This is a genomic window from Pseudomonas sp. FYR_7 (assembly GCF_043106155.1).
In the GTDB taxonomy this organism is placed as follows: domain Bacteria; phylum Pseudomonadota; class Gammaproteobacteria; order Pseudomonadales; family Pseudomonadaceae; genus Aquipseudomonas; species Aquipseudomonas parafulva_B.
Window position 1 is genome coordinate 74,754 of the sequence record NZ_JBICMI010000014.1, and the last position, 23,824, is coordinate 98,577.

Consider the following 23,824-nt stretch of genomic DNA (forward strand, 5'->3'; position numbering starts at 1 on the left):
GGATCGATCATGTCTGAAATTGTTGTGAACCTTCCGTTTACACGGGAGGAGTACGCCCAGCGTATCGCCAAAGTTCGTGCAGAAATGCAGGCTAGGAACATTGAGCTGCTGCTGGTTACTGACCCTTCGAACATGGCTTGGCTGACCGGCTACGACGGTTGGTCGTTCTACGTCCACCAGTGCGTACTGCTGGCCATGGAAGGTGAGCCTGTTTGGTATGGCCGCAACCAAGACGCTAACGGCGCTCGACGTACTGTCTTCATGAAGCAAGACAACATTGTCGGCTACCCCGATATCTACGTTCAGTCGACTGAACGGCACCCAATGGACTACCTCTGCAAAGAGGTGATCCAGGCGCGTGGCTGGGATTCGCTCACTATCGGCGTTGAGCTGGACAACTACTACTTCAGCGCTGCGGCATACCTGGCACTGCAGCAGCATCTGCCCAAGGCCAAGTTCGTCAACGCGAACGCGCTCGTAAACTGGCAGCGTGCGGTGAAGTCCCAGCAAGAAATTTCCTACATGCGTGTGGCTGCTCGAATCGTCGAAAAGATGCATGACCGCATCTTGGAACGCATTGAGCCCGGCATGCGGAAGAACGAGCTGGTTGCTGACATCTATGCCAGTGGCATTCTCGGTGTCGATGGCTATGGCGGGGACTACCCGGCCATCGTGCCGCTGCTTCCTACCGGAGCAGACGCTAGCGCCCCACACCTGACCTGGGATGACTCTCCATTCAAGGTCGGCGCCGGCACCTTCTTCGAAATCGCCGGCTGCTACAAGCGCTATCACTGCCCGCTGTCCCGAACTGTTTACCTGGGCAAGCCACCGCAGCATTTCATCGACGGCGAGAAAGCAGTCGTCGAAGGTATCGCTGCCGGCCTCGAGGCCGCCAAGCCTGGCAACACCACTGGTGATATCGCACGTGCCTTCTTCGGCGTGCTTGAGAAGTTCGATATCCACAAGGACAGCCGTTGCGGTTACCCAATCGGTATCAGCTATCCACCAGATTGGGGCGAGCGCACCATGAGCCTGCGCCCGAGCGACAACAGCGTGCTCAAACCTGGTATGACCTTCCACTTCATGCCTGGCCTATGGATGGATGATTGGGGGCTCGAGATTACCGAGAGCATCCTGATCACTGATACTGGGGTCGAGACGTTCTGCTCGACTCCTCGCAAGCTCTTCGTCAAGGACTGACGAAAAGTTTGCAAGTCGCTGGAGTTATAGTGTCACGGCTATCTTCAGCGACAATGTGATGGTGCCTTAAAGCACCATCACTCCAGCCACTCCTTTGTTTTACAAAAAAAGCACGCAGCCTTGAAGAGGTCGAAAGTTGATTGTTCCCCAGGGAGCGAGTCAACCTGTGCCTAACGCCTGAAACTTATCAAGGACGACGCTGAATAGAAGTAATACCCCCGACTGGGCTGGTGGCGTAGACCTCCTGCTCAAGCGCTAAAAGACAGATAACAAAAAAAGGTGACAACATGCCCTACAGCGACTTCTTGCATAACTGCCAACTATTATCGAAATCAAAAATCGGCTTCGCGATAAAGCGCAGATCAGCAGTTGGTCATTTGGCCATGTGCATTCAAGCCTGACTAGCCAGTTCGTCTTACCTAAGAAAAGTGGTAAATTATGTCTATTAGTACGCATCCAGCTTCAACCATTTCTTCGAGCACAATAAAAAGCTCGAACATGAGCATGCCTCGCAAAGCCGTGGTCGCAGCTGCATTAGGCAACGCGACGGAATGGTTCGATTACGGAATCTATGCTTACGGGCTCACCTTCATCTCAGCCGCCTTGTTTCCTGGCTCTCAATCTGAAGCCCTTTACTTCGGCCTGGCAACATTCGCTATCTCGTTCCTCATTCGACCCCTTGGCGGGATGTTTTGGGGGCCGCTAGGTGACCGAATTGGCCGCAAGCGTGTGCTAGCCATGACTGTCCTAATGATGTCTGTAGCAACATTTATTATTGGCATCCTGCCTACTTATCAATCGGTAGGTTGGATAGCACCTGTAGCGCTTATCGCGCTGAGGCTCATCCAAGGTTTCTCAACTGGCGGTGAGTACGGTGGAGCAGCTACTTTTCTAGCGGAATACGCGCCTGACAAGCGGCGAGGTTTTTACGGTAGCTTCCTGGAGTTTGGCTCCCTCGCAGGTTTTTCACTCGGTGCTTTGGTGACCTTGAGCGTATCGGTCGTCATTGGAGATGCCGCCATGTACGAGTGGGGGTGGCGCGTTCCATTCCTGATCGCAGCTCCTCTGGGCGTCATCGCGGTCTATTTGCGCACCAGGATCGAAGACACCCCTGTGTTTCTAGAGCTCGAAAAGAAGATGGCAAGCGAGCCTGTTCGACCGAAGACTTCTATTGCTGAAATTTTTGGGAAATGCAAAAAGGCAGCATTGTCGCTAGGGGTTTTGGTAGCAGCACTGAACATAACTTATTATATCCTGCTGGCATACATGCCGACCTACATGCACAAAGAAGTTGGGGCGAGCGAGAACATGTCATTGCTTGCGCCTCTGGTTGGAATGTTGGCCATGATGATGTTCATACCATTTGCGGGGCGAATCTCAGATGTGGTTGGCTTCAAAAAGATGTGGTACTTCTCGCTAATAGGTCTTTTCATTTTAGCGATCCCCATGTTCAAGCTCATGTCCACAGGGCTGACGGGATCGATGATAGGATTTGCAGTGCTGGGAGCGTTCTTTGTTCCTCAACTTGCCACCATTTCCGCCATGTTTCCGGCAATGTTCCCAACGCAAATCCGGTACGCGGCGCTGGCCATTGTCTACAATATTTCGGCCTCTATTTTTGGCGGAACAACACCACTGGTATGCGATCAAATTATTAAATTCCTCGGTTCACCTGACGCACCTGCCTACTACATCATGATTGCATCAGCACTTGGGATTATTGCGTTGTTCTTTGTGATCGAGACTAAAGGTTGCTCGATTCGCGGGGATGGAATCCCTGGGGCAAAATAACCTAATAGGCAGATGGTATAGAGCCTGGGTGCAAATCAGCACCCAGGCTGTCGCGAAGCTACAATCCTCCGGGCAAACCGACCGGCTACGTCCATCTAAGCAGCAGCGCTTTACCCTTCCTTTTTATTCTTATCTCACCGCTTGGCATCTGGCCCTGATATCAGTGTCTTCGTTATCTCTTGCCCTTAATCGAAGCCGTGCGGTTTAACGCAGTTTACCAACGAGAAAATCCAAAAGCGCGCAGGAATTGAGCGTTAGTGCCCTCTTTTTCGCGTCATAACGCAGCATTTCATCAATCATGTAGTTGCCGGCAACACAAACCACTGGATTGGCGAAAAAGCATCCGAAAGTTTGCTTATGTTCTTCAGCGATTTTAAGATTTTTAGCTGAGCTACGTTACTTATTCAGCGAAATTCACTTCTGGTATCTAGTTACACTGGCCGCATCGCGCACTGCGAGAAGAACAAAGAATTTCTAAATTACGAGGTGCCTGGAAATGCGTGTACTGATACTCGGTAGCGGCGTCGTCGGAACTGTCAGTGCCTACTACCTCGCGCGAGAGGGTTTTGAAGTCGTCGTGGTAGATCGCCAGGACGGCCCCGGGATGGAAACAAGCTTCGCAAACGCAGGGCAGGTCTCTCCGGGGTATGCCTCACCTTGGGCCGCACCTGGAGTGCCATTGAAGGCCATTAAATGGATGCTTCAGCAACACGCACCTTTAGCGATCAAGCCTACGTCTAGCCTGGATCAGTATCGTTGGATGATCCAGATGTTGCGCAACTGTAATCCGGCAAGCTATGCAGTCAACAAAGAGCGGATGGTTCGGATTTCCGAATATAGCCGAGACTGCCTGGATGAACTCAGGGCTGAGACTGGTATATCTTACGATGCTCGCCAGCTCGGAACTACGCAACTGTTCCGCACTCAAGCTCAAGTAGATAATGCTGCTAAGGATATAGCTATCCTGAAACAGTCAGGCGTGCCTTTCGAGTTACTTGATCGCGACGGAATTGCTAAAGCTGAGCCGGCGCTCGCAAGTGTGCGCGATAAGTTGGCAGGGGCTCTTCGCCTACCAAATGATCAGACCGGTGACTGCCAGATGTTTACGCGGAAGCTGGCAAAAATGGCTGAAGAGCTTGGCGTAGAATTTCGTTTTGGATGCAATATTGATCGCCTCGAGTGTTCTGGAGATATCATTTCCGGCGTATGGATCAATGGGAAACTCGAAGTAGCCGACCAGTATGTGCTGGCACTGGGAAGTTACAGCCCCCAGATGTTGAAGCCACTGGGCATCCAGGCACCTATTTACCCGCTGAAGGGATACTCACTTACGATTCCCATCACGGATGCAAGTATGGCTCCGTCATCCACCATTCTTGATGAAACCTACAAGGTTGCTATCACACGCTTCGATGATCGAATCCGTGTTGGTGGCATGGCTGAAATCGCAGGCTTCGATCTGTCACTGAACGCTCGCCGCCGAGACACGCTTGAGCTTGTTGTAGGCGACCTTTATCCAAAAGGTGGGGATCTCACCAAAGCTACGTTTTGGACAGGGCTACGCCCAGCAACACCTGACGGAACTCCAATTGTTGGTAAAACAAAATACCGCAACCTGTTCCTCAATACCGGCCACGGGACTCTAGGCTGGACGATGTCTTGCGGCTCAGGTCGGTTGTTGGTCGATTTGATGGCAGGAAAAAAGCCAAAGATCAGCGCCAAAGGCCTTGATATCTCCCGTTACTCCAACCAAAAGGAAGCCCATAATCATGGCAATCCAGCGGCTGCACTCTAATAAGCGCCTGAGCAACACCGTTATTCACAACGGCATCGTCTATCTCGCAGGCCAGCTGGCGAACAACCACGATGCCGACATTCGCACTCAAACTGCCGAGACCCTGGCGAACATCGACAGGCTTCTTGAAGAGGCCGGTAGTCACAAGTCGAAAATCCTCACAGTGACTATCTATCTGAAAGACATCACCACCGACTTCGCTGCCATGAACGAGGTTTGGGAAGAGTGGGTCGCGGAAGGTCAGGCTCCTGCGCGAGCTTGCGTTGAGGCGGCTATGTTCAAGCCAAGCCTGCTCGTTGAGATGTCCGTAATAGCCGCAATCGCCTGACGCTTTCAAGCGTACCCGGCAAGCCGCCTAGCCTGCCTGGCAACAGGTCAGCGCCGCTCGCCGGGCATCGCTAAATCGATCCAGGAACAAACTCATGAACCACGTGCTAGCCGAAATTAAAGAGTCGAACGAGAGCTCATCGCGGTCAGTCGCAACATCCACAGACAAGATTGCTAATGGCTAGCAGTTCATCACATGCCTTGAAGCCATGATTTAATCCTCGGTTGGTGAGGCTGGTGTCTCCAATATCCGTTGGTAAAAACCCAGATCCAGCCACTGACCGAACTTGAATGCAGCCTGCTTGATCACCCCAGCCTCAACGAAACCGAGCCGCTCATGCAGTACGATGCTGCCTCGGTTGGTGGTATCGATCCCTCGTAAGCGCTCCATAAAACCCACGGCTTCAAAGTGGATGGCGCGTTCAGCTAGGCAATGCCGGCGAGCAGTTCCAAGGCAACAGGGCTTCGTAATCTTCGACCGATGAAGCCGCCGGCAGGCGCTCAAGTGCGTGGCGCAGCCACGCATAGGGCTCTTGGCCGTTGGCTTTGGCAGTCTCGACCAAGCTGTAAAGTTGAGCGCTGGCCGTCGCGCCCTTGGGGGCACTGCCCGGTACGATCTAGCAAAAAATGCCCTGAAGCCCGCGTAATTGCGGGCTTTTGGCTTTTTGGGTCTGGCAAGTACAGGCAATGTTTCCCAGCATCAGCATGATTTTTTGGCATGGTGCGGGTACCAGCTGGATCCGGCGTAATCAAGACGCTCAGTTAGAGAAAACCGCTGACCACCTGTCACCGAACAACGCGATAGCCAAGCCTGCGAGCATCACCACCGCCCCAGCCAACTTGATGGGAGACACTGGCCTTTCCAATGCCCCCATCAAGCCGAAATGATCGATGACCAGTGATGAAACGATTTGCCCGGCGATAGCGAGGCCGAGCAGGGCGGACAGGCCTATCTTCGGTGCAAGCACCACATAGCTAAGCAGCGCACTCGCCCCCAGCAAACCGCCCAGCAGGCTCCACAGGGGCTGGGCAGGAATCGCGGCCAGTGAGGCCGCTATTCCTCCGCGCATCAATGCGTAAATGCACAGGCACACTGCGCCGGCAGTGAACGAGAACAGTGCCGCCGCAACGGAGTCTCCACCTACACCTTTAGCGAGCTGGCCGTTGAGTGTGGTCTGCAGCGTAATGCCGAGCCCCGCAGCGATGGCCAACACATAGTAGGCTACGTTCATCTCGTGCCCTCTTAGTTGGCTGAGTCGAACGGGAGGAACGTCTCGGCAAACATATCCGGCGCATAGCCTGCTGCAGCGAATAGATGCTCACGTGACTCATCGATCGCCGCACGCAGCCTCTCACTGTCCACACCCAATACCTTGCCGTCGCGTTTGACGATTCGCCCGCCAATCATGACCGTATCGACATTGCTGCGCTCGGCGGCATGTACCACGGTGCCGAAGGCATTACCTACAGGATAGAGGTTGATGTCCTGTGCGTTGATCAGGATCAGGTCTGCCTGTTTGCCCGCAACCAGGCTACCGACTTTGTCCTGCAAGCCGGCACAGAAGGCGCCGTCGATAGTCGCGGATTTGAGCAGACTGTGGGCGGGCAGCGTCACCACCGGATGATGGTCCTCACCGCAGCAACGCTGCTGGTGCATGCCCATGACACGTTGCAGGTAGAACGCCACCCGCATTTCCATGAACATGTCGCCGCTGTAGGAGGTTTCGTTGTCAACACTCAGTCCCGGGCTGATGCCGTGACGCTGGGCCGACTGCATGGCGAACATTCCATCTTCAATGCCGTAATGGGCATCTGAGCGTGGGCATACGTTGACTCGCACCCCAGCTTCGCGAAGGATTTCCCAGCCGGCGTCCGGCAGCGCGGTGCAGTGGTTGAAGATGTTATCGGATCGCAGCAGACCTTTACGATGCAATTCTGGCAATTGCGCCGCCATGTCCCCACCAAAAAACTCGGTGATGATCGGCAGCCCCAGGCGCCTGGCTTCAGCCCACAGCTCAGGTTCCAGCTGCGCCATCACCGCCAGCGAAAGCAACGGGTTATCACCGTGCTTGATGTATTTTTCCTGCAAACGCTCCAGGTTGCCCGGCCAGTGGGCTTTATCCCACTCACCCGCCACCGGCGCCCCGGAGGCATGTACCGCGCGTATACCTGCATCAAGCAGCGCCTCGACGGCGGCGTCGGAGTGTGCACCGGTGCGGCTGTTATGCGAGTTGTCCACCAAGGTCGTGATGCCGGCATCGATGCACCCTAACGCACTCAGCAAGTTGCCGATGTACATGTCCGCCGGGCGATAGTATTTGGCGAACGAGAAGTGAGTGGCGTTGCAGTAGTCCTCCAATGTGGCTGCGTTGGGATTGATCCGGCGCAGTTGCCCTTCCCACGAGTGGCGGTGCGTGTCGACCATGCCGGGCATGGCGATCATGCCGGATGCATTGATCACCATAGCGTCGCCATCTTCGAGATGTTCACCAATGGCCTTGATGGTGCTGCCTTCGATGAGAATGTCGCCGCGTACCAGATTGCCGATGTCGCCATCCATACTCAGTACAGTGGCGCCTTGGATGAGTGTGCGGGCAACCGGTGCGGTCTGCGCCTGTACGATGCCGCGATTGTATTCAGCCATTGAGGTACACCTCTTCAAATGTGATTGCAAGAAATGTACGCAAGGCAACACTGCGGGAAAAAGATGGATAAACTGTTTTTATTATTCAATTTGGACGAATAATAAGGCTGTCCCTGATCACTGTTTGAGGTTATTAACCGTCGTGGATCGAATTCAGGCGATGCAGATTTTCGTACGCGTAGCGCAAGCGGGAAGCTTTACCCAAGCGGCGCAGACGCTCTCCTTACCCGCTTCGACTGTGACCAGCAGTGTCAAGAACCTGGAAAAGTACTTGCAGGTGCGTCTGCTCAACCGAACAACGCGGCGGGTCAGCCTTACCCCTGAAGGCGCACAATATCTGGCGCAATGCCGGGAGATTCTTGAACTGATCGAACACACGGAGAGCAGCCTGGCGGATTCCGTAAAACGGCCGCAGGGGCGTTTGCGCGTCGACATGCCTGATGGCGTTGCGCACTCCATTGTCATGCCGAACCTGCGCGACTTTTATCGGCGCTATCCGGATATCTATCTGATGATCGGCGTGAACGATCGACAGGTTGATCTGCTTCAGGAGGGTATCGATTGCGTTATTCGTACAGGTGAGCTCCATGACTCAACCTTGGTCGCGCGCCCACTTGGCCGATTTCGTTGGGTGACCTGTGCGTCAGCCGCCTACCTCAAGGAAAACGGCATCCCGCAAACACCCCATGACTTATCGCACCACCGAGCTATTCACTACTTTTCGAGCGGCGCGAAACACGCAGGTGAAATGCGCTTCGCACGCGATACGGAAAAGATCTCGGTTTTGGTAAGCGGTACGGCCGCCGTCAACGAGACCGGGCTCTACATCAAAATGTGCCTTGATGGGTTCGGGTTGATTCAGCTCGCCGAGAACGTGGTGAGCGAGCATCTGCAGCAAGGGCGGTTGATTGAAGTGCTCGCCGATTGGCAGCCGGCTCCGGTGCAGGTGAGCCTGCTATACCCACACCAGCGATTTCTTTCGCCCGCTGTGAGTTCGTTCGCTGATTGGATAGGTGGGCTGATCGGAAACAAATGAGTGATTGCCCCTTCACAGTACCCTGAGTCCTGCAGTCGTCTTGCCGAGTTGCTGCTTTGCCCGCTATGGGAGGCTCGAGCTACGGTCTCGAGAACGTATTCTGAATCTGCCGGGCTCAGGCAGATGACATGCAGTGGTCGGTGCCGGCAGTTAGCTTCATTGGCAGCGGTAGTTTGTCCGAGCCCTATTCAGAATGGAAGGGCCGCTTGGCGACCCTGTTCACGTATACCTGGCAGCGCCTGAGCACTGCGCGGTAGGCTAGCGCCCTTAACGCCTGACGGTCAGGCCCTAGGCCCTAACGACCACCTCGACTCAACCCGCCCAGCCGCGCCGAAATCGACTGCATCCCCTTGCCCAATTCCCTGAGCACACTTGCATCCCGGGCACCTTCCTCGCTGGCTGCATGGATCCGTACCGCCAGCTCGTTGATTTCCTGTGTCACGTGGCTCTGCTCCTGGGCGGCGACGGCGATCTGCTGGGCGCGCTGGACGATGTCGTCGAAACTGCCCACTGTGGTGCCCAGGGTAGTGGCCACGCCCACGGCTTGCTGCACCGACTCGCGGGTGCGCTGCGCGCCGTTCTGCATGGTGGTGACGGCAGCGTTCGATGCCTCGCGTAACTGAGTGATCATTTCCTGGATTTCGTTGGCAGACGTCTGCGTGCGGCCGGCAAGGGTGCGCACCTCATCGGCTACTACGGCAAAGCCGCGACCTTGTTCGCCAGCGCGTGCGGCCTCGATGGCAGCGTTGAGCGCCAAGAGGTTGGTCTGCTGGGAGATCGACTTGATCACCTCCAGCACGCCGCCTACGCGTTCGATGTCTTCGCCCAGCTGGGTGATCGCTGTGGCCGCGCCCGAGATGTCGGTCGCCAGGCTTTCGATGGATTCACCGTTGCGGTTGACCTGGTCCTGACTCTTCTGCGCTTCGACCAACGAGCTGCGGGCTGTGTCCGAGCAGTCCGTGGTGTTGCGCGCGACCTCATTGGCGCTGGCCGACATTTCGGTGATGGCGGTAGCGAGCAGGGTATTGTCCACCCGTTGCGCCTCCGCCCGATCGGCCAGGCCGGTGGACAGTTGCGCCAGCTCGTTGGCTCGCTCTTCCAGTGACACCGACTCCTCGGCAATGTGACGGAGCATGGCCTGCAGAGAGCCTGCATACTGGTTGACGGCCGTGCGCAGCGCGCCCAGTTCGTCATTGCGCATAACCTCCAGTTGAGCACCCGCCTGGCCGCCTTGACCCAGGTTCTCGATTTGCGCCGTGGTTTCCTCTATCTGGGTGAGCAGCCGTTTGCCAGCCAGCCATGCCAGCCCCAGCAAAACGGCCAGCAATGGCAGCAGGAACAGCAGGATCTGGCCAGTGAGCTTGTTCGCCAGGCCGACCACACGGGCCTCGGGGGTGACCAGACCAATGCGCCAGCCCGTACCTTCCATGGTGGCCAAGGTGACGTAGGCCGGCCCATCGAGGCGCGCATCGTTATCCAGGTAGAGGGTGGTGGTGCCAGCCGGCTTGCTCGTCAGGCTATCGGCCACTGGCTTGAACCACGGTTGTTCCTGGCTCAGGCCGGCAAGGGTCTGCAAGCCCTTGGCGCTCTTTGCATCAGGGAAGAACAGCAAATTACCGGACGCGTCCACCGCAAAGGCGTAGCCACCGGTGACATTGCCGTTGGCTTTGAGGAAGGCGGCAAGACCGTCGAGCTTCAGGTCAATGGTGGCGACCCCGGCAAACGCGCCCTGGGCGTGGTAGGGCACGCTGCAGGTCGTCATGGCTACGCCGCTGACCGGGTCCTGATACCCGTCCGACCAGACACAGCGACCCAATGGCGCGGCTTTGGCGCCGGTGTACCACGACTCAGCCTGATACGGCGCCGTTTGCGCAGCGTTGTACTCGTCCGAGTAATCCAACCCGTTGCTGGCGTTGCGTGCCCAGAAGAAACTGCGGCGTTCGGTACCGGCAACGAAGCCGTTGGGCTCTGGCCACAGCCCGCCGCCTGCGATGGCGGTATCACCTTGGCTGTCGATCACATTAGGCAGGTTGGCCTTGATCAGGTTTTCATCGTGGGGCAGGGTCTCGGCCAGGTGCGCCATGGCCGTCGTGGTGCCCTCGATGCGGTTCACCTGCATGGCCAGCTGGCGGGTGATGGCGCTGGCCGACTGTTCCGCCGCCTCGGTGCCGGCTGCCACCAACTCAGGTTTGCCGCCCAGGGTCATGACCGAATAGATCGCCAAGGCGGTGAGTGCCAGCAACGTCAGGATTCCCAGGGTCATGCGCCCGGAGATGCGATTGGGAAGTAGCGACATGCTGAAGCTCCACAAAATTTAGGTTGGCTCTCAATGATTACGGCAGCCCAGCCCGATAGTTGAGGTGCTACATCATGTTTCGCATGAGCGGACGACCGATGGTGACAAAAAGGCGATGAATCGAGGGGGAATCAGCCAAATCCGCGCACACCTCCTGATGTGCATCAAGCATCGTCATCCTCTCAAACGATAAACGCTGTCCCGGCCGTCTTCCGTCAATGGCGTATTGAGCATCCCTCCTGCCATCGGCAAACCCTGCGCCCACCCCGCAGCCAATACCTGCACGTCCCGCGCTGGGTCGCACGCACTGACCCTCGCATCACGCAACCGACACGTTTCGGCGTCCGTCGCGAACAAGGCACGTGCAAAGCCCCGGCCCTGTTCCGAAAGCCGTGCGGTTTTAGGGGCGCGCGTCCTGGTAAATACCTCAAAGGCCTCGGTGGGTTCGTTGCCGGCACCGGCCAGGCAGCGAGCCAGGTGCCAGGCGTCTTCCAGGGCCTGGCAAGCGCCTTGCCCGGAGGTGGGCAATGGCGCATGCGCAGCGTCGCCGATCAACAGCACGTTCGCGCGGCTCCACGTGTGCAGCGGTTCCAGGTCGTGGACCGCGATGCGCCGGATGGCCTGTTCGGAGGTTGCCCGAATGATGCGTGAAACGGGCTCGGGCCATTGGGCGAACCTGTGCTCGACCTGCGCCCAATCATCGGCTCGGCCAGCCCCTTCGTTCAACGGGCATGCTTGCGCTGCGGCCCAATACACCAGGTCCGGTCGAACTGCCACCGCACCAAAGCGCTGCCCCGTTCCCCAGTAATCCTGGATCGACACATCGTCCACCAGCGCCCCCGACCCTTGTGCCACGCCGATCCAGTTCACGAACCCTTGATAGCGCGGGGTATTGTCACCCGCGACGAACTGACGCGTCACCGAGGCCATGCGTCCGTCTGCACCGATCAGCACCTCCGGGCAGATGCGTGTACCCGTCTCGAAGCGGGCCACCGCCTTGCCCTGGGCATCTAGGTCGATGGCCATTGCCTGGTGCCCGAATTCGACTGCAATCCCCATCCATCGTGCATGGGCGAGCAACACGTCCTGCAAATCCCGGCGCAGCACCGTAACGGTGGGGTAGCCCATGGTTCGGTCCAGCAGTTCGATGTCCAGGCCTCCCAACGCATTGCCGGCTGCATCGTACCGGCGCATGGCAAGGGGCCGGCCGCCAACGGCCTGGATGTCCTGCAACACGCCGAGCTGCTCCAGCACAAAGCTGGCATTGGGCCAAAGCGTCACACCGGCGCCTCCGGCTGCTGGCATCCTACGGCGCTCAAAGACCCGCGGGCTGAAGCCCTGCTTGCGCAACGCCAACGCTGCGCTCAGCCCTGCAATGCCTGCACCCACTATCGCAATGTCCACGTTCCAGCCCTCCTTGTTCATCCGCTGCCCCGCGCCAGGTCACTGGACGCCTGGGGCAAAGGACCATCGTAGATTTCCCCTTCCCAGATCACTAGCGTGCAAAAATGGGACGTTTTCATACCTCAGGTGGGATAGTCAGTGCGCAATGAGCTCGATCTGAATGCGGTCCGTGTCTATGCAGCGGTGGTGGATGAGCAGAGCTTTGTCGGCGCCTCGCGTGCGCTGGCCATGCCGTCTTCCAATGTCAGTCGCCATGTCGCTTCACTGGAGCGACAGCTCGGTACGCGCCTGCTTGAGCGCAGCACCCGGCATCTGCGCATGACCGAAGCGGGGCGGCTGTTGTACGCGCGAGCCAAGCCCTTGCTCGACGCCTTGCACTGCACCCAGGAAGAACTCGGTGCTGTACAGCGCGAGCTGCGAGGGCCACTGAAGCTGTGCATGCCAGGTGAGGCCCCGAGGCTATTGGCGCCCATCCTGGCCGAATTCTGCAGCCTGCACCCTGGCATTGAGCTTGAGTGCGATACCCGGGTGACTGGGCTGGAAGTGCTGCGTGAGGACGTGGACCTGTGCATCCTCTTTCACCGTGGCCGCCAGGAAGACAGCGAGTTCATCACCTGCCAGCTCGCCTGCTTACCGAGCATCGTGGTCGCTGCCCCGTCTCTGCTCGCGCGCACGGGTATCCCGCAGCACGTGCGAGCGTTGAAGTCGCTGCCTTGCATCACCACGCTCAGCGCGCTCGGAGGTCAGCCCTGGCAGTTTCAGGGCGCCAGGGGCGAAACGGTCAAGGTGCCGGTGCGCAGCCGTTACCGCGTCAACAGCGGTGAGTTGGCCGTGGCAGGCGCGCGGGAGGGGATAGGCTTTGCGATTGTGGCGGCTCATCCCTGCCAGGAGGATCTGACGGCTGGCCGGTTGCAGGAGGTGGTGCTGGACCTGTGCCCGGCACCCTTGCAGTTGCTGGCGGCTTACAGCCACCGCCATTCAGTGACGGCGCGGGTGCGAGCCCTGCTGGCGTTCATTCAGGAGCGGTTGGAGGCGTTGCACAGCTCGCCAAGCGGTTCTACCAGCGCTTGATCAAGGCTGGACGCGCGGTTACATCGGCAGGCTGTCACGGCCCAAAGCGCGGCCAGTCAGATCGCCTGCACCCTGGCCAATTGCTCGGCCTCAAGCCACGCCCCGATCGCGTTGGGGCGCATGGGCTTGGAGAACAGGTAGCCTTGTGCCAAGGTGCAGCCCAGGGTTTTCAAAGTGGTGAGTTCTGCTGCGGTTTCCACGCCCTCGACGATGCATTCCAGTTGCATGTCCTGGCACAGCGCAATCAGCGACTTGACGATTTTCAAGCTGGCCGGGTTGAGCTGGATGCCGGTAACGAAGGTGCGGTCCACCTTCAGCTTGGTCAGCGACAACGCATGGATCTGGCTGAGGCTGGAGTAACCGGTGCCAAAGTCGTCCAGGGAAATGCCGCAGCCCAGCTCACGCAGGCGGCTGATGGCGCGCTGGGCCTGCGGCAGGTCCTGAATGGCCGCGGTTTCGGTGATTTCCAGGTCCAGGCACGTGGGGTCGAACCGGCTGCTCTTGATCAGCTCGACGATCTGCTGGGCGGCCTCTTCCGAGCCACAGTCATGGGTGGAGAGGTTGAAGGACAGGCGCATGCCTGCTGGCCAACTGGCAGCCGTGTCCAGTGCCTTGGTCAGCAGAGGCAGGGTGAGACGATTGATCATGCCGATGCGCTCGGCGATCGGGATGAAGTCACTGGGTGGCACATTACCCAATTCTGGGTTTTTCCAGCGCGCCAGTGCCTCGAACGCAACGGTTCGCTCGCTGCGGACATCCACGATGGGTTGGAACACCATGTGAAACTCGCGATCCAGGTCCGCCCTGCGCAGGGCCTGCTCGGTCAGCCCTTGTCGATTGAGTTGCTGGCGATGGGCAGCGCTGAACAGGCACGCCGTGCCAGGGCGATGACGCTTGCTCTGGTACAGCGCGTAGTCGGCATATTCGTACGCTTGCGTGGCTGACGAAGCCTGATCTGGAAAGGTGGCGATGCCCAGCGACGCGCTGATCTGAATGGGGATGTCCACCAGCACGAACGGCTCGCGCATGCGCGTGCAAAGCTTCTCGCCAAAGGCACGTAGCTGCTCGTCATCCAGGGCCTGGGTGATGATCAGGCCGAACTCGTCGCCCCCCAGCCGGCTCAGGTGCACACCCTGGTCGAGCATCTCGGTGAGGCGCTGACCGACCTGATACAGCAACCTGTCGCCCACACTGTGGCCATACAGGTCGTTGACTGGCTTGAAGCCATCCAGGTCTATCAGCCCGACGGCCAGGCGAGTGTCCTGCTCGCCGGCATGGGTCAATAGCGTGTCGAGGCGGGAGAAGAACTGCCGGCGATTGGCAAGCCCGGTCAGGCTATCCAGGTTTGCCAATTGCAGGTTTTCCTCGCTGAGCCTGGCCGTCTGCGCCTGCATGTTCACCAGCCGGGTGAAATCGGTGTATTGCGCCTTGAGGATGACCAGCATGGCGATCGATACCAGCAGCACATCGAGCGCGGTGGCAATGAACGTGATGATGGAAGTGGAGGCGAAAAACACCACGAACGCCGTGTTGACCACGGCGGTCGTGGCCAAGGCCGCTGGCAACAGGTGCATCATGCAGAAAATGCAGCCGATCACGGTGATGGCCATGTAGAAAGCGACATGCGCCTGGGTGTAGCTGTCGCCATAGGGGAACAGCGCCAGCGACCAGGCCGTGAAGGCAACGGCAACGAAGGGTGCGAGCGTGTTGGTGCGCCTGAGTGCCGTGACCATCTGGGCCGGGCTGCGCACGCGCCTGCGGGTACGTATCCACTCCACGCCTCGGACCAGGCCGAACAACGTCATGATCATCGGGCAGTACACCACCAGCCAGCGCGGCGCCACCGTGAAGTGGGTGCCCGCCAGCATCAGCGTGTTGATCAGCAGGATGAAGTACATCATGGGCAGCTGGCGCGACAGCGCGATGTATTGCGCCTTGACCAGGTCGGGGTTGTCCTTGGGTACGGACATCAAAGCTCGCACGCCGAGCAGTGTTTTTTTCATCAGGCGACGCTCTGAAAATACAACCAGATAAATAACCGAACGGATTGCCTTTTTCAGCTCGAACCGAGCAGGACAGAACGCTGCTCTCACGGACCGTATCGGCCGAGCTTCTGGTTGCTGCAATCGTTCAGACTGGTGGCACTTTGATTTCGTTCCCGCCTGGCAACGCCACGGTGAGCAGCGCCGGTCATTCCGTGCCGGGGGTGTGCCCGAAATAGGCCTTGTAGGCATGGCAGAAGTTCGCCGGGTTGGCATAGCCGACGTGATAGGCGATCTGCGAAATCTGCCATTTGCGCTCCAGTACCAGGATGCGCGCAAGCTCAAGGCGCTGTTGGCGAATGTACTGCAGGATCGAACAGCCAAACTGCTGGCTGAAGGCTCGGCGCAGCGTGGTCTCGCTCACCTTCAGCTGCTTGGCCAGGGCGGCGACGGACGGCGGGGCAGTGGGGCTGGTGTCCAGCAGCCGACGCGTTTCCAGGGCCAGGTCACGGCGGCCACCGTCTTGCTGCGGCTCAGGTGTCAGGGCCTGGCCTGACAGATGGCTGGCCAGCTCCAGTACGATCCCCAGGCTCAGGCTTTCATAGTGCAGGCGGCGCAAGCTACCGCTGTAGGGTGAGCGATAGAGCTGCTGGAACAGGCGGCTGAGCGAGGGACACTGGGGCAACTGGTCGAAGTGCATGCCATCGGCCAGCAATGCCAGCAACGGATGAAACTGCGGATCGTCCTGGGCCAGCTCGCGCAATGCGTCACCGGCAATGCGCACGCCGGCCATGCGCGCATGGCTGTCGACCGGCAACTGGTCCTGGGCTTCAAGGCTCTCGCTCAGGCCAAGCACGTGCAGCCGACCGGTATCGTACTGGTTCAGCCTGCCATCGACCTTGTGCTGCCAGGCGCCGTCGAACACCTGCACGATGCACAGGCTCTCGGGCAGCACCTTGTCGATGCGCAGGGGCTCTGGAAAGTGCAGGTGGCAATCGAAGTACTGCAGGCCCTGGCGCACGGTCTGTGCCCGATAATGCCCCGTGGCACTGCCCATGACATGGGCGGCACGCGCATCCAGCACGCCTGCCTGGGCCAGGGAGCCAGGGCTGTCGAAACAGAAGGCGGTATCCAGGTAGGGGGTTAGCGATTGCATGCAGACTCGGTTTCTCGGTGGGGCAGCGTCGGCCGGAAATGGTAACGCGCGCACATTTTCGACAACAGTCGTTGTGACCAACACGCTGTTTGTTGTGATGAACGGGCAACTGGGTTGGCAGCCTGCCTATTGAGTCCTTCAATACGCGTTTTGTTGCAGATCAGGAAACAAAATCATGCTCGCTTATCGGAAATGGGCTGCCTTGCTGGTTGCCGTGTTCACCCTGTGTATCGGTCAGGCCCAGGCCGAAGACCGCCCGGACGTAGCCAAGAACGTCGTCGCGTACTTGGGCACCGAAGGGGTCAAGGTATGGACGCTGCGCATTGGCGAGCGCGCCGCCAACGAGGCGCTGGTGCAGGTGGAAGGCGTCGATCACGACTGGGATATGCGCATCCAGAAAATGCACGTCGAGAAGACCGCCAAGGATACCCGCTACTGGACCGACGTCGATGGCAAGAAATTCGTCGTGCTGATCGTCCAGGGCATGTGGGGGGGCGAGCTGTACCTGCCAGGCGAGGCGCAGCCGCGTCAGGTCGGCTACTCAGAAGGTCTGTCGCACCAAGGCAATGCCGAGGCGTTTCTGACCGATTACCTGGCTGCCAAGAAATAACCGAGGGGTATCGATCATGAGTGAACATACCGATCCATTGGCCGACTTGTCCGGGTCGCTGGGCAATGACTACGACCAGTCGCGCACGGCCCAGCGCGAGCATGTCATTGCCGAGCTTCGGCAAGTGATTGAACGTGTGCCGGAGCAGAGCGAGTTCACCAACTCTCGTCGTTATCGCGTGTGGGGGCCAGTATTGCTGGTCGGTGCCCTGATTCTGTTCGGAATCGGCATCAGCATGCAGCGCACCGGGCCGATCGTGGCCACCGCCTTCATTGTGCTCATCGCCGCTGCCGTGACCTGGCAGCACCGCAACGCCGGTACCCAGGTGTTCATGCGCCTGACGCGCCGACAACTGTTCGTCGACACGTTGGACGCGCCGGTGGACTTGGCGCAGGTGCAGGATATCTCGGTCAAGGATGAAGGGCTGGTGAAGGTGCAGACGCTGGAGATGAGCAGCGATGCCGTACTGCCTACCCACCGAGTGGTGAAGCTGCAGTTCTTCGGTAACCAGGCCATGGTGCTGAAGAAGCCGCGCCCCCAGGTTCGCATCATGTCGGCGGGGCTTGCGCAAAACGGGCGCAAGCTGTCCAACGAAGAAGTGCTGGCCGTACTGACGGCCTACTGCGATGCCGCCCACGCCCAGCGTCAGCTTGAGCTGCTGCAGGCCAATGGATAATACCGGCGCCAATGCCGACCTGACCTACCTGCAGGTAAATGCCGTCGGCCCCGATGAGTCGTTCGAGCTGCATGAACACTCGCTGGGCAAGACACTTTCGTGTGCAGTCATCGGGTTGGTGGCGATTGGGCTCGGTGGCTGGCTCGCGAGCCTGCCCATGCTCTTCGGTCCGCAGACCGCCAGCACAGTGAAGGTGCTGCTGTGGGCATTCGGCGCAGGGTTGGTCGGCATCGGGCTGGTGGCCCTGGTCAGTGCCTGGGCGCTGTACCAGCGCCATGGGCGGTGCGCACTGGCGGTGACCCGTGACACGGTCGCTTTCGCCAACGCCTTGGCCCCAGTGCCATGGGAAGCGTTCGAAGGCTTCGATGTCGAACAGCGGCGGCTCAGTACGCACCTGGTGTTCAGCCTCGCCGCGTTCGGCGCCGCGCCTGTCCTCAAGGCCCCAGGTTTCAAGGCGCTCGCAGCACCTGATGCTCAGCTGATCGCCGGTGGCCTGCGGCTCAAGGTGTGGGCCTGCAACTTCACCCGGGCGGGGCGCAGGCTCGCGCTGGCAGAGCTGGTGGACGTACTCTACCCCTACCTGCAGGCAGCACAGGCCAGGCGCACCTTGGCACAATTGTTCCCGGCCGTGGCTCGCCAAGGCGATGCCTTGCGGCGGGCTGCGCCATGAGCAACGAGGCCATACGGCTGTTCAGGCGCGTAGGCTGGGGCTTGGCCCTGCTGTTGTTGCCGCTGCTGGTGCTGGGGTGGAGCCAGGTGCAACTCTGGCGCGTCGAGGTGGCCCAGGCGCAGGCACAGGCGATACGCCAGTGGCTAGATGCGCCAAGCGACACGCTTTTGCAGGCCCTGCCCAAGGCCGAGCGTAACCCCTACATCCCCCAAGCAGACCGACGTGAGCGGCTTCAACGTGAGCTTGACCGTTATGAGGCGGGCCTTGGCGGGCAGTCTCTGCGCAAGGTCCTGGCCGTCACGAGCGGGCTGCTGGCGGTTCTGGCCTTGCTGACTGCGGTCGGGACATGGCTCAGGCTCAGGCTGGACGCCTGGCGGGCGCTGCGCTCAATTGAGTTCTTGCAGCGGCACATGACCCGGCGTTGGCGTGCCCTGGGCAAGTGGCTGGTACTGCATCTGGGCTTGCTGGCTGCTGCGTTGAGCCTGGCCTTGCTGTACGAGCTGAGCGTTGCGACCAGCCGGGTGGCGGAGGGTGGGTTGACGGTGCTGTTCATCGTGCTGCCGCTGGCCTCGTGCGTGCTGGTCTGCCTGCAACTGGCCAGGCGGTTGCATCGACGCTGGCCGCTGGTGCTCGATCAGAGCACATCCTTTCTGGGCAGGGCGCTTGATCGGGACAGTGCACCCGGCATATGGCGCTGGGTCGAAGGCCTGGCGGCGCAGCTTCAGGCACCGGTCCCCGACAACATCGTGGTCGGGCTCGACCAGGGCTTTTTCGTCACCAGCGTGCCGATTCTGCTTCAGCCTGCCGGCTTGCCGCTGACGGGCCGCACGCTGTATTTGCCGCTGCCCTACCTGGGCATACTCAGCCAGGCGGAAGCTGGCGCGGTCATTGGACACGAACTGGGTCATTTCCGGCATCAGGACACCGAACGCGCGAGCCAGACCAACGCACAGTTCAGCATGATGCTTGCCCATTTCTCGGCACTGGTCGGCCACGACGAGCCCGCGCCCTGGACGCAGCGCCCAACGCTGTGGATGGCCTGGCAGTTCCTGCACCATTTCCAGCGTGCGGTGCTGCATTGGGGGCGGTCGCAGGAGCTGCTGGCGGACCAGGCAGGCGCTGCAGTCGGCGGGCAACGGCTGTTCGCACAGACCCTGCTGCGCATCATTGCGCTGCAGCCTGCGGTCGATACGGTGCTGGCGACGTGTGGTGGGCAAGGCGTCGACCGAGCCCTGCCTGGCTACCTCGAGCGTCACCCGTTGCAGGTCGGTGACGAGGTGCTGAGTGCCGTCATGGCGCACCCGTTCGACACTCACCCTGCAGCCGCTTCCCGCCTGCAGGCATTGAATGTGGCGCCCGACCCGCCGCTGCTGGGCGCCGCTACCCGGGCGCCGGGCGTCGAGGAACGTCACTGGTTCGGCCAACTGTGCAAAGCGCCGCACGCACAAGCCGATTGAGCGCTTCAGGGCACATCGGGCGATCATTCACTTAATCTTTCCCATTTGCAGGTGTATCGTATTCGCCCTTCCTCATCAGCGCCCGCTGGTGAACTGTTTGTGCCGAACACGAGGTACCCGCTGCGATGTCCTTCACCCGTCGACAAATGCTCAAGGGCCTGACCGGCCTGGTTGTGGTTGGCCTGGGCGCGGGGGGCGCCGCGCGGTACTGGCTGGGCAAGGTCGAAGATGACAATGCCGGCCATGACTACGAGCTGATCGCAGCGCCGCTGGACGTCGAACTGGTCCCTGGACATACAACCGAAGCCTGGGCGTTCGGGCCCAGTGCCCCGGGGACCGAGCTGCGCGTGCGGCAGGGCACCTGGTTGCGCGTGCGCTTCATCAACCACCTGCCGATCGAAACCACCATCCACTGGCATGGCATCCGCCTGCCGCTGGAAATGGATGGCGTGCCGTATGTGTCGCAGTTGCCGGTCAAGCCAGGGGAGTATTTCGACTACAAGTTCCGGGTGCCCGATGCTGGCAGCTACTGGTACCACCCCCATGTCAGCAGCTCCGAGGAGCTGGGCCGGGGCCTGGTTGGCCCGCTGATCGTCGAGGAGCGCGAACCTACCGGTTTCAAGCATGAGCGCACGCTCAACCTCAAGACCTGGCATGTGGACGAGCAGGGGGGCTGGATGCCGTTCAGCATCCCGCGCGAGGCGGCGCGCAATGGCACCGCAGGGCGGCTGATCACCATCAACGGCCAGGCCGATGCCGTGACCGAGCTACCGGCAGGGCAGGTGGTGCGCGTGCGCTTGCTGAACCTGGACAACACCTGGACGTACCGCATCAACCTCAAGGGCAACTGCGAAGCGCGGATCTACGCGCTCGATGGCAACCCCGTCACCCCCCGGCCATTGGAAGATGACTACTGGCTGGGGCCTGGCATGCGCATTTGCCTGGCGATCCGCATTCCCAACGCCGGTGAAGAGATTTCCCTGCGCGACGGCTTCGTGCGGCTGGGCACCCTGCGCGCGGTGGCCAACCCGGATGCGCCCAGCGACTGGCCAGCGGCGCTGCCGCCCAACCCCATCGCCGAGCCGGACCTGGAAAACGCCGAAAAGCTCAACTTCAACTTCGAGTGGGCAGGCAAGGTGTCGGTCGGCACCGACCAGGGCAAGCCGCCGAGCCTGTGGCAGATCAACGGCCAGGCCTGGGACATCACCGACAAAACCTGCGCAGATCGCCCGATCGCAACGCTGACCAGGGGCAAGAGCTACATTTTCGAATTGAAGAACATGACCCAGTACCAGCACCCCATCCACTTGCACGGCATGAGCTTCAAAGTGATTGGTTCCAACCGGCATGACATCAAGGAGCCGTGGTTCACCGACACCTATCTGCTGGGCAAGAACGAGCGCGCCCAGGTTGCGCTGGTCGCCGATAACCCGGGCACCTGGATGTTCCACTGCCACGTCATCGACCACATGGAAACCGGCCTGATGGCCGCGATCGCGGTGGTCTGATGCGACCGCAGATCATCGACCGCAGCCACGACCAGACCTACATGCGCATGGCGTTGGCATTGGCCGCCGAGGGCGCACAGCTGGGGGAAGTACCGGTGGGCGCCGTGCTGGTGCAGGACGGCCAGGTCATCGGCCAGGGCTTCAACCGCCCGATCACCGACAGCGACCCCAGTGCCCATGCCGAGATGGTGGCGATCCGCGCCGCAGCTCGCGCGGTCGGCAACTACCGCCTGCCTGGCAGCACGCTGTACGTGACCCTGGAGCCGTGCAGCATGTGCGCCGGGTTGATCGTGCATGCGCGGGTGATGCGCGTGGTTTTCGGCGCACTGGAACCCAAGGCGGGGATCGTGCAGAGCCAGGGCCAGTTCTTCGGGCAGGGCTTTCTGAACCACCGTGTGCTGGTGGAGGGTGGCGTGATGGCCGAGGCGTGCGGGCAAGTGCTCAGTGACTTCTTCAGGGCTCGCCGGTCCAAGCCGTGACGTGACCGGCTACAGCGGCGGTGACTGCTCTGCCGGTTTAGCCTTGTTCACACCCGGGACATGCAGGTTGCCCTCTGCCACCTGGCCTTCGAGCTGAGGCTGGGTAACCCAGGTGAGAATGTCGTAGTAGCGGCGGATGTTGGCGACAAAGTGCACCGGTTCGCCGCCCCGTGCATAGCCGTACTTGGTCTGGCGGTACCATTGCTTCTGCGCCAGGCGCGGCAGCATCTTCTTCACATCCAGCCACTTGTTGGGGTTGAGCTTCTCGCGCTTGGCCAGGGTGCGCGCGTCTTCCAGGTGGCCGCTGCCGACGTTGTAGGCGGCCAGCGCGAACCAGGTGCGGTCGGGCTCCTGGATGCTGTCGTCCAGCTCGGCCTTGATCTTCATGAAGTACTTGGCGCCACCCTTGATGCTTTGCTTGGGGTCCAGGCGGTTGGAGACGCCCATGGCCTGTGCGGTGCGCTGGGTCAGCATCATCAGGCCGCGCACGCCGGTCTTGGAGGTGACTTCCGGCTGCCACATGGACTCCTGGTAGCCGATGGCGGCCAACAGGCGCCAGTCCACCTGCTCGACCTTGGCATAGCTCTTGAAATGCTTCTCGTACTTGGGCAAACGTTGCTGCAGGTGCTGGGCGAAGGTGTAGGCGCCCACATAGCCCAGTACATCGACATGCCCGTAATAACGGTCCTTCAGGCGCTGCAGGGTGCCGTTCTTCTGGGACTTGTCGAGGAATTCGTTCACCTCGTTCAGCAGGCTGTTGTCCTCGCCTGCGGCGACAGCCCAGCGCTGGTCGCGGGACTCGCCCAGGTCGAAGGCCACGCGCACGTTGGGGAAGTACACCTGGTTCATGGCCAGTTCGTTGGAATCCACCAGGGTGAGGTCGATCTGCCCCTCGTCGACCATGCGCAGCAAGTCCACCACTTCCACGGCATCGGATTCTTCGTATTGCAGGCCCGGGTACTGTTTTTTCAGCTCGGCCAGTTGATCGGCGTGGCTGCTGCCCTTGAGCACCATGATCTTCTTGCCGACCAGGCCTTGGGCGTTGGTCGGGCGCGAGCGGCCATTGCGGTAGATGACCTGAGGCGTCACCTCCAAGTAGGGGTGTGAAAACTTCGCCTGGGCCTGGCGCCGTTCGCTGCTGACAAGGCCGGCGGCTGCCAGCACCGGGCCGGACGGCTTGCCAAGGTCGTCAAACAGCTCGTCGAGGTTGTCGGCGGTCTCGATTTCCAGCTTCACGCCCAGGTCGTCGGCAAAATGCTTGACCAGTTCGTACTCGAAGCCGGTCTCACCGTTGCGATCCTGGAAATAAGTGGCCGGGCTGTTGCGGGTGATCACGCGCAGCACGCCGTCCTCCTTCACGCGCTCGAGGGTACTGGGTTTTTCAACGCAGCCACCAAGCAGCAGAAAGAGTCCGGTTGCGAAAAGCCATCTGGCGCAACGCTGGCGCAAAGCAGTGTGGGTGAACATAGGTTGCAGTATACGCAAAGGACTGGCCGTGCCATATCTCGACAACGGTTAGCTTGTCTGATAGCGCTTTTCAGGCGTTTGCTGTCTGATCGTGCCGTCCAGCGCTGTGTGCCAAGCCCGGTTGATGGGGTAAACCCTGTAACAGAGCACTCGGACCTCATTGTGCAAAGCCTGGACGGAGGTTGCCTGTGGGGCTGTATCAGCGTCTGGGCAAGGTGCATGAACCCCCGGAAATTTTGACCCGCAGGTCCGGTT

19 protein-coding genes and 2 pseudogenes are annotated in these 23,824 nt (G+C 60.0%); 12 read left to right on the forward strand and 9 right to left on the reverse strand.

The genetic code is table 11. The features are described from left to right. Window positions 1-9 precede the first annotated feature (9 nt). From doeA to ACF8R3_RS03495, 4 genes are all read left to right on the forward strand, one after another. Entirely contained in the window at window positions 10-1,200 is a 1,191-nt protein-coding gene (gene doeA / locus ACF8R3_RS03480; RefSeq protein ID WP_023048454.1) for an ectoine hydrolase DoeA, read from the forward strand. A gap of 498 nt (window positions 1,201-1,698) precedes the next feature. Further along, window positions 1,699-2,991, forward strand: a complete 1,293-nt coding sequence (locus ACF8R3_RS03485; RefSeq protein WP_392474890.1) for an MFS transporter — start codon at window positions 1,699-1,701, stop codon at window positions 2,989-2,991. A gap of 496 nt (window positions 2,992-3,487) precedes the next feature. After that, entirely contained in the window at window positions 3,488-4,786 is a 1,299-nt protein-coding gene (locus ACF8R3_RS03490) for a D-amino acid dehydrogenase (RefSeq protein ID WP_196186718.1), read from the forward strand. Beyond that, entirely contained in the window at window positions 4,761-5,114 is a 354-nt protein-coding gene (locus ACF8R3_RS03495) for a RidA family protein (RefSeq protein WP_103462949.1), read from the forward strand. The genes ACF8R3_RS03490 and ACF8R3_RS03495 overlap by 26 nt, the downstream gene beginning before the upstream one ends. A 421-nt stretch (window positions 5,115-5,535) precedes the next feature. Here ACF8R3_RS03495 and ACF8R3_RS03500 read toward each other — a convergent pair. The 3 genes and pseudogenes from ACF8R3_RS03500 to ACF8R3_RS03510 form a co-directional block, all read right to left on the reverse strand. Beyond that, a pseudogene (locus ACF8R3_RS03500) lies at window positions 5,536-5,712 on the reverse strand (transposase domain-containing protein); the annotation flags it as partial. Between the two features lie 159 nt (window positions 5,713-5,871). Next, complete coding sequence (locus tag ACF8R3_RS03505; protein ID WP_196142826.1) at window positions 5,872-6,345, reverse strand: DMT family transporter; 474 nt, start codon at window positions 6,343-6,345, stop codon at window positions 5,872-5,874. Between the two features lie 11 nt (window positions 6,346-6,356). Beyond that, a complete protein-coding gene (locus tag ACF8R3_RS03510; protein ID WP_392514971.1) occupies window positions 6,357-7,757 on the reverse strand; it encodes an amidohydrolase family protein in 1,401 nt (466 codons plus the stop codon). A 142-nt stretch (window positions 7,758-7,899) separates the two neighbouring features. Between ACF8R3_RS03510 and ACF8R3_RS03515 the strand changes: the two genes are divergently transcribed. Beyond that, window positions 7,900-8,793 carry a LysR family transcriptional regulator gene (locus tag ACF8R3_RS03515; protein ID WP_392514973.1) on the forward strand — a complete coding sequence of 298 codons (894 nt, stop codon included), beginning with the start codon at window positions 7,900-7,902 and terminating at the stop codon, window positions 8,791-8,793. Between the two features lie 295 nt (window positions 8,794-9,088). Here ACF8R3_RS03515 and ACF8R3_RS03520 read toward each other — a convergent pair whose 3' ends face one another. From ACF8R3_RS03520 to ACF8R3_RS03530, 3 genes and pseudogenes are all read right to left on the reverse strand, one after another. Next, window positions 9,089-10,222 (reverse strand): methyl-accepting chemotaxis protein, encoded by a 1,134-nt coding sequence (locus tag ACF8R3_RS03520; protein WP_392514989.1) that lies wholly within the window; start codon window positions 10,220-10,222, stop codon window positions 9,089-9,091. Next, window positions 10,208-11,089: pseudogene (locus tag ACF8R3_RS03525) on the reverse strand (cache domain-containing protein); the annotation flags it as partial. The gene ACF8R3_RS03520 and the pseudogene ACF8R3_RS03525, both read right to left, overlap by 15 nt. A 174-nt stretch (window positions 11,090-11,263) precedes the next feature. Continuing rightward, complete coding sequence (locus ACF8R3_RS03530; protein WP_392514975.1) at window positions 11,264-12,493, reverse strand: FAD-dependent oxidoreductase; 1,230 nt, start codon at window positions 12,491-12,493, stop codon at window positions 11,264-11,266. A gap of 138 nt (window positions 12,494-12,631) precedes the next feature. Here ACF8R3_RS03530 and ACF8R3_RS03535 point away from each other — a divergent pair, with 138 nt between their 5' ends. Continuing rightward, window positions 12,632-13,564 carry a LysR family transcriptional regulator gene (locus ACF8R3_RS03535; RefSeq protein ID WP_182139042.1) on the forward strand — a complete coding sequence of 311 codons (933 nt, stop codon included), beginning with the start codon at window positions 12,632-12,634 and terminating at the stop codon, window positions 13,562-13,564. A 56-nt stretch (window positions 13,565-13,620) separates the two neighbouring features. Here ACF8R3_RS03535 and ACF8R3_RS03540 read toward each other — a convergent pair whose 3' ends face one another. Both ACF8R3_RS03540 and ACF8R3_RS03545 read right to left on the reverse strand, forming a co-directional pair. Next, window positions 13,621-15,567, reverse strand: a complete 1,947-nt coding sequence (locus ACF8R3_RS03540; RefSeq protein WP_392514977.1) for a putative bifunctional diguanylate cyclase/phosphodiesterase — start codon at window positions 15,565-15,567, stop codon at window positions 13,621-13,623. 187 nt (window positions 15,568-15,754) lie between these two features. Further along, entirely contained in the window at window positions 15,755-16,702 is a 948-nt protein-coding gene (locus ACF8R3_RS03545) for an AraC family transcriptional regulator (RefSeq protein WP_196127379.1), read from the reverse strand. A 175-nt stretch (window positions 16,703-16,877) separates the two neighbouring features. On the opposite strand from ACF8R3_RS03545, the gene ACF8R3_RS03550 reads away from it, so the two are divergent. The 6 genes from ACF8R3_RS03550 to tadA all read left to right on the forward strand — a co-directional run bounded on the left by ACF8R3_RS03550 (window position 16,878) and on the right by tadA (window position 22,102). Then, the gene (locus ACF8R3_RS03550; RefSeq protein ID WP_392514979.1) at window positions 16,878-17,312 is read left to right on the forward strand and encodes a hypothetical protein; all 435 of its coding nucleotides are present in this window, start codon (window positions 16,878-16,880) and stop codon (window positions 17,310-17,312) included. A gap of 16 nt (window positions 17,313-17,328) precedes the next feature. Further along, window positions 17,329-17,988: a hypothetical protein gene (locus tag ACF8R3_RS03555; protein ID WP_392514980.1), complete on the forward strand. Its 660-nt coding sequence runs from the start codon at window positions 17,329-17,331 to the stop codon at window positions 17,986-17,988. Continuing rightward, window positions 17,981-18,658, forward strand: a complete 678-nt coding sequence (locus ACF8R3_RS03560) for a hypothetical protein (RefSeq protein WP_058604474.1) — start codon at window positions 17,981-17,983, stop codon at window positions 18,656-18,658. The genes ACF8R3_RS03555 and ACF8R3_RS03560 overlap by 8 nt, the downstream gene beginning before the upstream one ends. Next, entirely contained in the window at window positions 18,655-20,115 is a 1,461-nt protein-coding gene (locus ACF8R3_RS03565; protein ID WP_392514982.1) for a M48 family metallopeptidase, read from the forward strand. Before ACF8R3_RS03560 ends, ACF8R3_RS03565 begins: the two co-directional genes overlap by 4 nt. A 125-nt stretch (window positions 20,116-20,240) precedes the next feature. Further along, a complete protein-coding gene (locus ACF8R3_RS03570; protein WP_058638582.1) occupies window positions 20,241-21,623 on the forward strand; it encodes a multicopper oxidase family protein in 1,383 nt (460 codons plus the stop codon). Continuing rightward, window positions 21,623-22,102 carry a tRNA adenosine(34) deaminase TadA gene (tadA, locus tag ACF8R3_RS03575; protein WP_100852136.1) on the forward strand — a complete coding sequence of 160 codons (480 nt, stop codon included), beginning with the start codon at window positions 21,623-21,625 and terminating at the stop codon, window positions 22,100-22,102. Before ACF8R3_RS03570 ends, tadA begins: the two co-directional genes overlap by 1 nt. 9 nt (window positions 22,103-22,111) lie before the next feature. Here the strand turns inward: tadA and mltF are convergent, their stop codons facing one another. Beyond that, complete coding sequence (gene mltF / locus ACF8R3_RS03580; RefSeq protein WP_058604478.1) at window positions 22,112-23,569, reverse strand: membrane-bound lytic murein transglycosylase MltF; 1,458 nt, start codon at window positions 23,567-23,569, stop codon at window positions 22,112-22,114. Between the last annotated feature and the right edge of the window lie 255 nt (window positions 23,570-23,824).

What these genes read in the sequence shown, in the direction of transcription:
- ACF8R3_RS03520 (WP_392514989.1), bottom strand. Translation starts at nt 10,222, where the DNA reads ATGGAAGGTACGGGCTGGCGCATTGGTCTGGTCACCCCCGAGGCCCGT.
- ACF8R3_RS03565 (WP_392514982.1), top strand. Translation starts at nt 18,655, where the DNA reads ATGAGCAACGAGGCCATACGGCTGTTCAGGCGCGTAGGCTGGGGCTTG.
- ACF8R3_RS03510 (WP_392514971.1), bottom strand. Translation starts at nt 7,757, where the DNA reads ATGGCTGAATACAATCGCGGCATCGTACAGGCGCAGACCGCACCGGTT.
- ACF8R3_RS03490 (WP_196186718.1), top strand. Translation starts at nt 3,488, where the DNA reads ATGCGTGTACTGATACTCGGTAGCGGCGTCGTCGGAACTGTCAGTGCC.
- ACF8R3_RS03545 (WP_196127379.1), bottom strand. Translation starts at nt 16,702, where the DNA reads ATGCAATCGCTAACCCCCTACCTGGATACCGCCTTCTGTTTCGACAGC.
- mltF (WP_058604478.1), bottom strand. Translation starts at nt 23,569, where the DNA reads ATGTTCACCCACACTGCTTTGCGCCAGCGTTGCGCCAGATGGCTTTTC.
- ACF8R3_RS03555 (WP_392514980.1), top strand. Translation starts at nt 17,329, where the DNA reads ATGAGTGAACATACCGATCCATTGGCCGACTTGTCCGGGTCGCTGGGC.
- ACF8R3_RS03550 (WP_392514979.1), top strand. Translation starts at nt 16,878, where the DNA reads ATGCTCGCTTATCGGAAATGGGCTGCCTTGCTGGTTGCCGTGTTCACC.
- ACF8R3_RS03505 (WP_196142826.1), bottom strand. Translation starts at nt 6,345, where the DNA reads ATGAACGTAGCCTACTATGTGTTGGCCATCGCTGCGGGGCTCGGCATT.
- ACF8R3_RS03560 (WP_058604474.1), top strand. Translation starts at nt 17,981, where the DNA reads ATGGATAATACCGGCGCCAATGCCGACCTGACCTACCTGCAGGTAAAT.
- ACF8R3_RS03495 (WP_103462949.1), top strand. Translation starts at nt 4,761, where the DNA reads ATGGCAATCCAGCGGCTGCACTCTAATAAGCGCCTGAGCAACACCGTT.
- ACF8R3_RS03570 (WP_058638582.1), top strand. Translation starts at nt 20,241, where the DNA reads ATGTCCTTCACCCGTCGACAAATGCTCAAGGGCCTGACCGGCCTGGTT.
- tadA (WP_100852136.1), top strand. Translation starts at nt 21,623, where the DNA reads ATGCGACCGCAGATCATCGACCGCAGCCACGACCAGACCTACATGCGC.
- doeA (WP_023048454.1), top strand. Translation starts at nt 10, where the DNA reads ATGTCTGAAATTGTTGTGAACCTTCCGTTTACACGGGAGGAGTACGCC.
- ACF8R3_RS03485 (WP_392474890.1), top strand. Translation starts at nt 1,699, where the DNA reads ATGAGCATGCCTCGCAAAGCCGTGGTCGCAGCTGCATTAGGCAACGCG.
- ACF8R3_RS03540 (WP_392514977.1), bottom strand. Translation starts at nt 15,567, where the DNA reads ATGAAAAAAACACTGCTCGGCGTGCGAGCTTTGATGTCCGTACCCAAG.